Annotated in this window: 9 protein-coding genes; 7 read left to right on the forward strand and 2 right to left on the reverse strand. The window is 75.1% G+C overall.

Translation table 11 applies throughout. From position 1 onward, the window contains the following. Positions 1-4 precede the first annotated feature (4 nt). The gene (locus ACIGHB_RS00855) at positions 5-448 is read left to right on the forward strand and encodes an SRPBCC family protein (RefSeq protein ID WP_388873628.1); all 444 of its coding nucleotides are present in this window, start codon (positions 5-7) and stop codon (positions 446-448) included. A 260-nt stretch (positions 449-708) separates the two neighbouring features. After that, positions 709-3,177, forward strand: coding sequence for an MFS transporter (locus tag ACIGHB_RS00860; RefSeq protein WP_399908358.1), 2,469 nt, complete (start codon positions 709-711; stop codon positions 3,175-3,177). 10 nt (positions 3,178-3,187) lie between these two features. Here the strand turns inward: ACIGHB_RS00860 and ACIGHB_RS00865 are convergent, their stop codons facing one another. Further along, positions 3,188-4,414, reverse strand: a complete 1,227-nt coding sequence (locus tag ACIGHB_RS00865) for a hypothetical protein (RefSeq protein WP_399908361.1) — start codon at positions 4,412-4,414, stop codon at positions 3,188-3,190. Positions 4,415-4,621: 207 nt separating this feature from the next. On the opposite strand from ACIGHB_RS00865, the gene ACIGHB_RS00870 reads away from it, so the two are divergent. From ACIGHB_RS00870 to ACIGHB_RS00890, 5 genes are all read left to right on the forward strand, one after another. Next, positions 4,622-6,355 carry a hypothetical protein gene (locus ACIGHB_RS00870; RefSeq protein WP_399908364.1) on the forward strand — a complete coding sequence of 578 codons (1,734 nt, stop codon included), beginning with the start codon at positions 4,622-4,624 and terminating at the stop codon, positions 6,353-6,355. A 99-nt stretch (positions 6,356-6,454) separates the two neighbouring features. Further along, positions 6,455-7,288 (forward strand): M55 family metallopeptidase, encoded by an 834-nt coding sequence (locus ACIGHB_RS00875; RefSeq protein ID WP_360313748.1) that lies wholly within the window; start codon positions 6,455-6,457, stop codon positions 7,286-7,288. Further along, positions 7,281-8,741: a M20/M25/M40 family metallo-hydrolase gene (locus ACIGHB_RS00880; protein ID WP_399908367.1), complete on the forward strand. Its 1,461-nt coding sequence runs from the start codon at positions 7,281-7,283 to the stop codon at positions 8,739-8,741. The genes ACIGHB_RS00875 and ACIGHB_RS00880 overlap by 8 nt, the downstream gene beginning before the upstream one ends. Before the next feature lie 81 nt (positions 8,742-8,822). Next, entirely contained in the window at positions 8,823-10,823 is a 2,001-nt protein-coding gene (locus ACIGHB_RS00885; protein ID WP_399908370.1) for a S9 family peptidase, read from the forward strand. Then, positions 10,820-11,764 carry an LD-carboxypeptidase gene (locus ACIGHB_RS00890; protein WP_399908373.1) on the forward strand — a complete coding sequence of 315 codons (945 nt, stop codon included), beginning with the start codon at positions 10,820-10,822 and terminating at the stop codon, positions 11,762-11,764. The genes ACIGHB_RS00885 and ACIGHB_RS00890 overlap by 4 nt, the downstream gene beginning before the upstream one ends. A gap of 134 nt (positions 11,765-11,898) precedes the next feature. Here ACIGHB_RS00890 and ACIGHB_RS00895 read toward each other — a convergent pair whose 3' ends face one another. Beyond that, positions 11,899-12,576 (reverse strand): GntR family transcriptional regulator, encoded by a 678-nt coding sequence (locus ACIGHB_RS00895; RefSeq protein WP_360313756.1) that lies wholly within the window; start codon positions 12,574-12,576, stop codon positions 11,899-11,901. Positions 12,577-12,590 lie beyond the last annotated feature (14 nt).

Genomic DNA, 12,590 nt, shown 5'->3' on the forward strand with positions numbered 1-12,590 from the left:
AGCGATGGCGCAGGTCGAGGCCACGACGGAACGGATCATCGCGGCGGACGCGGAGACCGTGTTCGACACGCTGGCCGACTACAGCGGCGCGCGCGCGAAGCTGCTGCCCGAGCAGTACAGCGAGTACGAGGTGCGCGAGGGCGGCGACGGCGAGGGCACCCTCGTCCACTGGAAGCTCCAGGCCACCAGCAAGCGCGTCCGCGACTGCCTCCTGGAGGTCACCGAGCCCACCGACGGGCAGCTCGTCGAGAAGGACCGCAACTCCTCCATGGTCACCACCTGGACCGTGACCCCGGCCGGCGACGGGAAGTCCCGCGCCGTCGTCAGCAGCGTCTGGAACGGCGCCGGCGGCATCGGCGGCTTCTTCGAGCGGACCTTCGCCCCCAAGGGCCTCGCCCGGATCCACGACGCCGTGCTCGCCAACCTGGCCGCCGAGACCGAGAAGTAACGCCCGGGGCGTTCACCGATTCGAGTGGATTCCCCGCCGCCCCCGTACCGGCGCCCGAGCCGCCGAGGGGGCGCGGGGAGTTCCGTAAACGCGCTGATGGGCGCCGCAAGTGCGCCTCCGCGCACCCGGGTTCACCTCCCCGGCCGTCACCCCCCGTCCGTACCGTCCGACTTGCTCCCGCTTCGCGCCCGATGCGAAGAATGGCCCGGCGCCGAGGCCGCTACCGAGCCAGGGCGAAGCCGTGACGAGGGGAGCCGTACGTGGGTGCGATCACGCTGGTGAAGGACGCCGGGGGAGCCGCGCCGCTCCCCGGCGACGGCCCGCCCGCCGGCACCCCGCCGCAGCCCCCGGCCGAGACCCCGCTCGACCCCCGCCGCGTCCGGCTCGTCTTCTTCGGCCTGATGCTCGCGCTGCTCCTCGCCGCCCTGGAGCAGATGATCGTTGCCACCGCCCTGCCGAAGATCGTCGGCGAACTCCAGGGCCTGGACCGGATGTCCTGGGCGATCACCGCCTACCTGCTGACCTCCACCATCGGCCTGCCCGTCTACGGCAAGCTCGGCGACCTCCTCGGCCGCAAGAGCGTCTTCCTCTTCGCGATCGTCGTCTTCGTCATCGGCTCCGGACTCGCCGGCTGGTCCCGCTCCATGGACGAGCTCATCGCCTTCCGCGCCCTCCAGGGCGTCGGCGCCGGCGGCCTCATGATCGGCGTCCAGGCGATCATCGCCGACATCGTCCCGGCCCGCGAACGCGGCCGCTACATGGGCCTGATCGGCGCCGCCTTCGGCCTCGCCTCCGTCGCGGGACCGCTCCTCGGCGGCTTCTTCACCGACCACGTCTCCTGGCGCTGGTGCTTCTACTTCAACGTGCCCTTCGGACTCGTCACCCTCGCCGTCGTCGCCGCCGTCCTCAAGCTGCCCAAGCCGAAGGCCCGCGGCCGCTTCGACGTCCTCGGCACCCTGCTCCTCGCCACCGCCTCCACCTGCCTGGTCCTGCTGACCAGTTGGGGCGGGACGGAGTACGACTGGGACGACCGGGTCATCATCGCCCTCGGCTGCGGCGCCGCCGGAACCGTCCTGCTCTTCCTGGTCGTCGAGCACTTCGCGCCCGAACCCCTCATCCCCCTGCGGCTGTTCCGGGACTCCGTCTTCAACGTCACCGCGCTCGTCGGCGCCGTCGTCGGCATCGCCCTCTTCGGCGCCGCCAGCTACCTGCCGAGCTTCCTCCAGATGGTCGAGGGCGCCACCGCCACCGAGTCCGGGCTCCTGATGCTCCCCTTGATGGGCGGCATCGTCCTCGCCTCCGTCGTCTCGGGACAGCTCATCAGCCGCACCGGCCGCTACCGGATCTACCCGGTGATCGGCTCGGCGCTCGCCGTCCTCGGCATGGGCCTGCTCTCCCGCATGGACATCGGCACGCCCCGCCTCACCCACAGCCTCTGGCAGGCCGTCCTCGGCACCGGCATCGGCCTGATCATGCCGGTGCTCATCCTGGCCGTGCAGAACTCCGTCCGCCCGGCCGACCTCGGCACCGCCACCAGCGCCCACAACTACTTCCGCCAGATCGGCGGCAGCGTCGGCGCCGCGATCTTCGGCACGGTCTTCGCCGCCCGGCTCGACGACGCCCTCGCCGACCGCCTCCCCGCCGTCCAGGGCTCCGGCGTCCACGGCGCCGCCCTGCCGCCCGCGGAGGCGATCACCCCGCAGACGGTGCACGCCCTGCCGCCCGCCCTGCGCGACCTCTACATCCAGGCGTACGCGGACGCCATGCCGCGCGTCTTCCTCTACCTCGTGCCGGTCCTCGTGCTCGGCCTCGTCCTCGCCTTCTTCCTCAAGGAGCAACCGCTGGTGTCCCACCACACCCCCGCCCCCGAGGCCACCGACATCCCCTACGACCAGGACCGGGCCACCGCCGTCCAGGCCGTGCCGCACGCCCGGCACGCCGCCCCGGGACCCGCTGCGGCCGTCCACCACGGCGGCCTGCCGGTCTGCGGCACCGTCCAGCACCACGACGGCAGCCGCGTCCCGCGTGCCGCGCTCACCCTCATCGACGTCGGCGGACGCCAGATCGGCCGCGGCGCCAGCGGCGAGGACGGCCGGTACGCGCTCAGCGTGCCCGGAAGCGGCTCGTACGTGCTCATCGCCGCCGCCGGCGGGCACCAGCCGCAGGCCGTCTCCGTCACCGTCGGCGACCGGCCGGTCGAGCTCGACGTCGTCCTCGGCGGCGCCGGCCGCCTCGCCGGCAGCGTCCTCACCGCCGACGGCACGCCCGTCAGGGACGCTGCCGTCACCCTGACCGACGTACGCGGCGAGGTCGTCGCCTCCACCCGCAGCGGACGCGAGGGCGGGTACGTGATCACCGAACTGATCGCGGGCGAGTACACGCTCGCCGCCAGCGCCCCCGCCTTCCGGCCCGCCGCCGTCCAGGTCAGCGTCCAGTCCTCCCGCGAGACCCGCCAGGACATCGAACTGGCCGGCGGCGCCGTCCTGCGCGGCACCGTCCGGGCCGGCGGCGGACGGCCCGTCGAGGACGCCCGGGTCACCCTGCTCGACGCCGCCGGGAACGTCGTCGACACCCTCACCACCGGCCCCGACGGCACCTTCCGCTTCGTCGACCTGTCCTCCGGCGAGTACACGGTCATCGCCGCCGGCTACCCGCCCGTGGCCACCGTCCTCCAGGTGGCCGGCGGCGGCCGCACCGAACGCGACCTCCAGCTCGGCCACCAGGACTGACGCGGCCGGGTCAGGAGGCGGGCGGCGCGGCCTTGCGCAGGGCGGCGATGCAGCTGCCGATCGCCTCCTGGAGGGCTTCGAGGCGCTGGAGCATGTCCTCCTCGTAGATCTCCTCCTCCATCACCTCGTCGAGGGTCAGCTCCTCGAAGACCTTCGTGGCCTTCTGGAGGGAGCTGTAGAAGCGGGTCCTGCGCTCCTGGACCCGCAGCGCCGGGTCCTCCTCGACGGCCTTGGCGACGAGCCCCTTCACCGACTCGTACGCCTCGCCGGCCCACTCGCCGGCCTCCTCCGTGTCGTCCAGCTCGTCGATCAGCGACAGATGCCGTTCGGCCTCCGCCCACACCTCGGCCGGCGCCTCCACCGTCTGCCCGGCGGGGGTCCTGATCTGGCCGTTCTCCACGATCTGGCGGACGTAGCCGATCCGGTCGGCGACCTTCGCCTCGCTCGCCACCGCCTTCTTCAGGTCGTCGGTGCGGGCGATGGCCCGGGCCAGCTCCGTCTGGAGCGCCGGATCGTCCTTCATCCGGTCGAGCAGCGCCCCGCGCGCGGCCTCGGCCGTCCCCGGGTCGGCGAGGATCGCGGCCCGCAGGGCCGTCGGGTTCTCCGCCACCTCCAGGGCCTTCGTCGGGCGGATGCCCTCCGCCTCCGCCGCCGCGCTGATCGCCTGGCCGCGCACGGAGGAGGCGCTGTTGCGGGAGGTGTAGTACGACAGCCACACGTCGGCGTCCGGCAGGTCGATGTCGGCGCCCGGTTCGAGGACCTCGAACTGCGGCACCAGACCGTCGTCCGCCGCCATGTCCCACGCCTTGTAGTAGCGCATCACCCGCTCCGCCGAGCAGCCGGCGAGCGCGGCGAACGCCCGCGCGGACACCTTCCGCGCCGCCACGCCCTCGGCCGGCTGCCCGCCGGGCCGCACGCTCCGCGCCACCTTCAGCGCGAACGCCCACCCGCCGGTCCGGGCGTACACCCCGAACTCCTGCGCGTCGCGGACCACGACGGGGTCGTGGTCGGCGGGGTCGGCGGAGACCGGCGCCTCCTCCCGCTCCTCCTCGGGCGCCTCGTCCCCGGCTGCCTCGGGTACCTCGTCCTCGGCTGCCTCGGGTACCTCGTCCTCGGCTGCCTGGGGCACCTCGGGCGCCTCCGGGGTGGGGGAGCCCTCCGGGACCCAGAAGTTCTCCTCCGGCTCGGAGACGGGGGCGGCGGGGGTGGTGTCGGACGGATCGAGGGCGATGGTCACCGAGAACACTCCGGATGGGTCGGGCGGGACAACTGCGGCCGACAGCCTATACGTACCTCTTGGCGATATTTGGCCCGATTCGCAGTCCGATCGCAGTCCGATCGCAGTCCGATCGCAGTCCGATCGTCCGAGAAACCGGTGGCGTCCGCGAGGGCGGGCCGGGCACGATGCCTCCATGATCCATGGAATCGAGACCCGCACCGCCCGTTGAGCGCGGCCCCCGCGCGGCCGACGCCCGCGCCCTCCCTCTCCGCGTACGCCCGCGGCCTCGCCGGCGCCGCCCCCGACTCCCCGCCGCCCCGGGGCGGCCACCCGCTCCCCGACACCGCGCGACCGCCGGAAGCCTCGCCGCGCCGCATGCCGTACAAGGAGGCGCGGGCGACCGTCACGCGCCTGCTGCTCTCCGCGCTGACCGGGCCCGACCCGGAGCTCGCCGCCGCCGAGACCGACCGCGCGCTCGCCGCCACCGGCGTCCGCGAGCACCTCTGTTTCCCCACCGCCTCCGCCGTCGAACACGGCGACCCCGGCACCGCCCGCGCCCTCGCCCGGCGGCTCGTCCGCGACGGGACGACCGTCCACGGCGTGGCGGCCGGGCTCGGGCTCCTGCGCGGCCTCGGCGAGCCCGAGGACCTGCCGTACCTGCGGGCGCTCGGCCGGCTCGACGGGGTCTTCCCGTACGCCGTCGCCGTCCTGGACGAGCTGGACCGGCCCGCCGCGGCCCTGCTGTGGCTGACCCACTACCCGACGAGCGACCGTGCCCGCCCGCTCGTCGAGGCCCTCGCCGCGCGGGACCACGCGGCCGTACGGGAACGACTCCTCGGGCTCGCCCCGGGCGACCGGCGCATGGGGCCCGACCACGCCCGGCGGGTCGCCGAGTCCACCGGCCTCGCCCACCTCCTCGACCGGGCGGCGCCCGAGGACACCGCGCTGCTCGGCCAGGCGCTGCGCCTCCTCGCGCGGACGGTGACCCAGGGGGACCACGGCGTCGAGATCCTGGAGTACGCCGACGCCCGCGCCCTCTACGGGACGGTGGCCGAACGGGCCCGCCTGCTGCCGCCGGACCTCGGCCACCAGGCCCGCCTCGTCACCCTCGCCCAGGACCTCCACAGCGGGGCCTCCCACCTCCTCGACTGGCCGGCCGGACGGCGCGAGGCGGTCCTCGGGCTGCTCCTGGACGCCGTGCGCGAGCCCACGGAGACGGGCCGGCGCGCCGACTGGATCCGGCGCACCGCCCGGCGCCTGCGCGAGGCGCGCCCCGGCACGCCCCGCGACACGCCCTCCGCCGCGCCCCGGCTGCGGATCGAGGTCGCCGTCGCCGACCCGGTGGAGCCGCATCCCGTCGAGACGCGCGTCCTGGTCGACGGGCGCCCCCTCCTGCCCGAAGCCTTCGCCCAGGGCCGGGGCGGCACCCCCGAACCACTCCTCGACGGCGGAGCCCTGCGGGCCGCCACCCGGCCCCGCGACGTCCGTCTCGGCGTCACCTCCTGCGCGGAGGAGTGCTGCGGAGCCCTGTACGTCACCGTGCGCCGCGTGGGCGCGCACGTGGTGTGGAGCGACTGGCGACGGCCCGGCCGCCCGCCCGCGCTCCCCGAGTACCGGTTCGACGCCGACGCCTACGACGCCGAGATCGCCCGTGCGGAGCACGACCACGGCTGGACCTGGCCGGCCCGGCACACCGCCCGGCTGCTCACCGCCGGACTCCGCGACCGGCCCGACCTGCTCACCCGCTGGGGCCTCCGCCAGGGCTGGATCAGTACGGACCACCGCGACCCCGACATCACCGTCGTCACCTTCACCGGGCCGCCCCCGGACGGAAGCGGCGACCCGCGCCAGTTCCTGTGGCACCTGCCCGACGACGGGAGACCGCCCGCCGAACGCGCCGCCGAGGCACTGCGCCGCATGGCCGAGACGGACCCCCGGACCCTCGCCGGAGGGCCCTGACGTGCCGGTACCCTCCGGGCGCCGGTGTCATTGGTCCACTCCAACGACGGTTATCCACAGGGGTGGTACGCCCGCCGGGTCGCGCGTACGGTGCCAGTCATGAAGATCCTCATCAGCGCCGACATGGAGGGCGCCACCGGCGTCACCTGGCCCGCCGACGTGCTGCCCGGCACGCCCCAGTGGGAGCGTTGCCGCCCGATGTTCACCTCGGACGTGAACGCGGCGGCGCTCGGCTTCTTCGACGGCGGTGCCGACGAGGTGCTGGTGAACGAGGCGCACTGGACCATGCGGAACCTGCTCCTGGAGCGTCTGGACGACCGCGTCCAGATGCTCACCGGCCGCCACAAGGCGCTCTCCATGGTCGAGGGCGTCCAGCACGGCGACGTCGACGGCATCGCCTTCGTCGGCTACCACACGGGGGCCGGCGCCGAGGGCGTCCTCGCCCACACGTACCTCGCCAACTCGATCACCGGTGTCTGGCTCAACGGCCTCCGGGCGAGCGAGGGCGTGCTCAACGCGCACGTGGTCGCCGAGTACGGCGTGCCCGTCGTCCTCGTCACCGGCGACGACCTCACCTGCGAGGACGCCCTCGGGTACGCCCCCGAGGCACCCAAGGTCGCCGTCAAGGACCACGTCTCCCGGTACGCGGCGGTCTGCCGCACCCCCGCCCGCACCGCCGCCGACATCCGCGCCGCGGCCCGCGAGGCGGCCGCCCTCGCCGTCCGCCACGACCCGGTCCACGCGGGGCCGCACGAGGTCGAGGTCGAGTTCGACGCCGAGCACCTGGGCGCCGCCGCCACGGTGGTTCCCGGCGTGGCGCGCAGCGGTGAGCGGCGCGTCGCGTACACCAGCGGGACGATGTACGAGGCGATCCGCACGTTCAAGGCGGTCACGACGATCGTCTCGGCCGCCGTGGAGGAGCAGTATGGCTAGCAGCAGGTCCCCCGAGACCCCGTCCGCCGAGGTCGCGTCCCCCGAGACCCCGTCCGCCGAGGTCGCGTCCCGCGAGGTCGCGTTCGCCCGGAACCCGTCCCGCGAGGTCACGTCCCCCGGTGGCGCGTCCTCCGACGGGCCGGACGCGCGGGCGTTCGACGAGGTCGTCGCCTTCACCTCCGACCTCATCCGCGTCGACACCAGCAACCGCGGCGGCGGCGACTGCCGCGAGCGCCCCGCCGCCGAGTACGTCGCCGAGCGGCTCGCCGGCGCCGGGCTGGAACCCGTCCTCCTGGAGCGCACCCCCGGCCGGACCAACGTGGTCGCCCGCATTCCCGGCACCGACCCGACCGCCCCGGCGCTCCTCGTCCACGGGCACCTCGACGTCGTCCCGGCCGACCCGGCCGAGTGGACCGTCCACCCCTTCTCCGGCGAGGTCCGCGACGACGTCGTCTGGGGCCGGGGCGCCGTCGACATGAAGAACATGGACGCGATGGTCCTGGCCGTCGCCCGCTCCTGGGCGCGCCAGGGCGTCCGGCCGCGCCGCGACATCGTCCTCGCCTACACCGCCGACGAGGAGGACAGCGCCGCCGACGGCTCCGGCTTCCTCGCCGACCGTCACGCCGGCCTCTTCGAGGGGTGCACCGAGGGCATCAGCGAGTCCGGTGCCTTCAGCTTCCACCCGCACCCCGGCATGACGCTCTACCCCATCGGGGCCGGCGAGCGCGGCACCGCCTGGCTCAAGCTCACCGCCCGCGGCAGGGCCGGTCACGGCTCCAAGGTCAACGACACCAACGCGGTCACCCGCCTCGCCGCCGCCGTCGCCCGCGTCGGCGACCACACCTGGCCCGTCCGGCTCACCGCCACCGTCCGCGCCGCCCTCACCGAACTGGCCGCGCTGCACGGCATCGAGATCGACCCGGACGACGCGGACCTGGACGTGCCGCTCCTGCTCGACAAGCTGGGACCGGCCGCCGCCCTCGTCGAGGCCACCGTCCGCAACAGCGCCAACCCGACGATGCTCCAGGCCGGGTACAAGTGCAACGTCATCCCCGGCGAGGCCGTCGCCTACGTCGACGGAAGGATGCTGCCCGGCACCGAGGAGGAGTTCGCGGCGACCATGGACCTGCTCACCGGGCCCGACGTCGCCTGGGAGTTCCACCACCGCGAGGTGCCGCTCGAAGCGCCTGTGGACTCCCCGACCTTCGCCCGGCTGCGGGCCGCCGTGGAGCGCTTCGACCCGGACGGGCACGCCCTGCCCTTCACCATGTCGGGCGGCACCGACGCCAAGCAGTTCTCCCGGCTCGGCATCACCGGCTACGGCTTCTCGCCGCTGAAGCTGCCCCCGGGCCTGGACTACGGCGCGCTCTTCCACGGCGTCGACGAACGCGTCCCCGTCGACGCCCTGCACTTCGGCGTGCGGGTGCTCGACCACTACCTGAAGAGCGCCTGACCGCTCCATGAAGAGCGCCTGACCGCTACCCGAAGAGCGCCTGACCGCGCGTACCGACCCGGACCCTGGGGGGATCGAAGGATGCAGAACACGGCCGCCTACGGCAGCTGGCCGTCGCCCGTCACCGCCGCCCTGGCGGCGGCCGGCGACGGACGGCTCGATCATCTGGCCACCGTCGGCGACGAGGTGTGGTGGACCGCGCCCCGGCCCGTCGAGGGCGGCCGCAGGACCCTCGTCCGGCGGCGCGCCGACGGCACCGAGGAGACCGTGCTGCCCCCGCCGTGGAACGTGCGGAGCAGGGTCATCGAGTACGGAGGCCGCCCCTGGGCCGCCGTCGAACAGCCCTCCGGCGGGCCCCTCGTGGTCTTCTGCCACTTCCCCGACCAGCGGCTGTACGTCTACGAGCCCGACGCCGGGCCCGGGGCGGAGCCCCGGCCGCTCACCCCCGTCTCCGCCGTCGGCGGCGGCCTGCGCTGGGCCGATCCGGTGCTCCGGCCCGAGCGCGGCGAGGTCTGGTGCGTCCTGGAGGAGTTCACCGGCCCGGCGCCCACCGACGTCCGCCGGGTCCTCGCCGCCGTCCCCCTCGACGGCTCCGCGGCCGACGACCGGGCCGCCGTCCGCGAACTCTCCGACGGACGCCACCGGTTCGTCACCGGGCCCCGGATCTCGCCCGACGGGCGGCGGGCGGTCTGGCTCGGCTGGGACCACCCCCGGATGCCGTGGGACGGCACCGAGGCCGTCCTCGCCGAGATCACCGCCGACGGCGGGCTCAAGGACGCCAGGACCGTCGCGGGCGGGCCGGAGGAGTCGGTGCCGCAGGCCGACTGGGACGCGGCGGGACGGCTTCTCCTCGCGAGCGACCGCACCGGCTGGTGGAACCTCTACCGGGCCGAGGTCGCCGCCGACGGCACCCTCGGACCGCTCGCCGCGCTCTGCCCGCGCGAGGAGGAGTTCGCCGGGCCGCTCTGGCAGACCGGGCTCACCTGGTTCAAGGCCCTGGAGACCGGGCCGATCGCCGTCCTCCACGGCCGGGGCGACGCCGTCCTCGGCATCCTCGACCCCGACAGCGGCGCCCTCGTCGACGCCCCGGGGCCCTGGACCGTCTGGGGCGCCACCCTCGCCGTCCACGGCACCCGCGTCCTCGGCGTCGCCGCGGGCCCCGACCGCTCCCACGAGATCGTCGAACTCGACACCCGCACCGGACGCACCCGGGTCATCGGCTCCCCCCACACCGACCGCGTCGACCCCGCCCACTACCCCGAGCCCGTCACCCGGACCTTCACCGGCCCCGGCGGCCGGGAGATCCACGCCCACGTGTACCCGCCGCGCAACCCCGACGCCAGCGGTCCCGCCGGCGAGCTCCCGCCCTACGTCATCCGCGCCCACGGCGGCCCCACCGGCCGCTTTGCCCTCGTCCTCGACCTGGAGACCGCCTACTTCACCTCCCGGGGCATCGGCGTCGCCGACGTCGACTACGGCGGCTCCACCGGCTACGGCCGCGCCTACCGCGAGCGGCTGCGCGGCGAGTGGGGCGTCGTCGACGTCGAGGACTGCGCCGCCGTCGCCCGCGCCCTCGCGGCCGAGGGCAGCGCCGACCCCGACCGTCTCGCCATCAGCGGCGGCAGCGCCGGCGGCTGGACCAGCGCCTGCTCCCTCGCTCGGACCGACGTCTACGCCTGCGGCACGATCATCTACCCCGTCCTCGACCTCAAGGGCTGGGCCACCGACGAGACGCACGACTTCGAGTCCCGCTACCTCGACGGCCTCATCGGCCGGCTCGACGAGGTGCCCGAGCGGTACGAGGAGCGGTCCCCGATCGCGCACGTCGACCGGATCACCGCCCCCTTCCTGCTCCTCCAGGGCCTCGACGACGTCATCTGTCCGCCCGCCCAGGCCGAGCGGCTCCTCGCCCGCGCCGCCGGTCGAGGGATCCCGCACGCCTACCTCGCCTTCCCCGGCGAAGGCCACGGCTTCCGGCAGGCCGAGACCGTGATCCGCGCCCTGGAGGCCGAACTCGCCCTCTACGCACGGGTCTTCGGCTTCGACCGACCGGACGTGCCGGAGCTGGAGCTGCGCACATGACCGCCCCCGCCGCCGCGCCCGTGCCGGAGCTCGCCCGCCCCGCCCGGCTGCGGCCCGGCGACCGGATCGCCGTGGTCGCCCCCTGCGGCCCGGTGCCCGAGGACCGGCTCCTGCCCGGGCTCGCCCTGCTGCGCCGCCTCGGCCTCGAACCGGTCGTCGGCCCGCACGTCCTCGACGCCCACCGGGCCCTCGGCCACCTCGCGGGCACCGACCGCGACCGGGCCCGCGACCTGTCGCAGGCGTACACCGACCCCTCCGTCGCCGCCGTGATCTGCGCGCGCGGCGGCTACGGCGCCCAGCGCATGGTGGACCTGGTGGACTGGCCGGCCATCCGCGCGGCCGGCCCCAAGCCCTTCATCGGCTACAGCGACGTCACCGCCCTGCACGAGGCGTTCGCCCGCCGCGCCGGCTTCGCGACCCTGCACGGCCCGATGCCTGCGACCGCCGCCTTCCTCACCGAGGCGCGCACCCGGGAGTCCCTGCGGGCCACGCTCTTCGCACCCGAGACGGTACGGACCCCGGCGACCGGCCACACCCTCGTGCCGGGCCGCGCCTCCGGTGTCACCCTCGGCGGTTGCGCCAGCCTGCTCGCCGCCGACCTCGGCACCCCGCACGCCCGCCCCTCCGCCCGGGGCGGGCTGCTCCTCCTGGAGGACGTGGGGGAGGAGCCGTACCGCCTCGACCGGATCCTCACCCAACTGCTGCGCTCCGGCTGGCTCGACGGCGTCGCCGGGATCGCCCTCGGCTCCTGGGAGGAGTGCGGCCCGTACGAGGAGGTCCGGGCGCTGCTCGCGGACCGGCTCGGCGGTCTGGGCGTGCCGGTCGTGGAGCGGATGGGCTTCGGGCACGACCCCGCCGCGCCGACGGTGCCGCTCGGCGTGCCGGCCGTCCTCGACGCCGACGCCGGCACGCTCACCCTCGACGTACCGGCCCTGACCTGACCGCCGTCCCGAGCACGCTCACCCTCGACGTACCGGCCCTGATCTGACCGCCGTCCCGAGCACGCTCACCCTCGACGTACCGGCCCTGACCTGACCGCCGTCCCCGGGGGAGGGGCTGCCCGGCGGCGAAGGGGCTACTCGGCGGCCGGGCTCTCGCCGCTCTCGCCCGCCAGCCGGCGCCGGTGTTCGGTCGCCTTGCTCTGGCTGGTCTCCAGGTGGTGCAGGGCCAGCTCCTCCACGCCCTCCACGTCCCGCGCCTCGATCCGCCGGAACAGCTCCTCGTGCTCCTCCGCCACGACCGCGAACTCGTCGTGCTGGCCGAGCAGCCACCGCATCCGGCTCCGCAGCGTGCCCTCCAGCTCGTTCAGCAGGGCGTTGTCGGCGAGTTCGGTGACCGTCTCGTGGAAGTCGGCCGCCGCGCGGCGCGCCTCGGCGCCGTCGCCGCGTGCCGCGGCGGCCTGCTCGGCGTCGAGGACGGCGCGCAGCTTGGCGAGGCCCGCGCGGGTGCGGCGCTGGGCGGCGAGCCGGAAGGCGAGGATCTCCAGGGCGGACCGGACCTCGACGAGGTCGGCGATGTCGGAGGCGGTGAACTCGCGGACCACGGCCCAGGTGCGCGGCCGGGGCGTGACGAGCCCCTCGTTGACCAGGTCCCGGAGCGCGTCGCGGACCGGGAGGCGGCTCACGTCCAGCTCGGCGGCGATCTCCCGCTCCACCAGCCGGCTGCCGGGAGCCCGCGTCCCGTCGATGATCTGGTCGCGCAGGGCGCGCGTGATCCGCTCCGACTCGGGCCTGAACTCCTCAGCAGCTGTCATGGCGCCATTGTTCC

Source organism: Streptomyces sp. NPDC085460, assembly GCF_044541975.1.
Classification (GTDB): Bacteria; Actinomycetota; Actinomycetes; order Streptomycetales; family Streptomycetaceae; genus Streptomyces.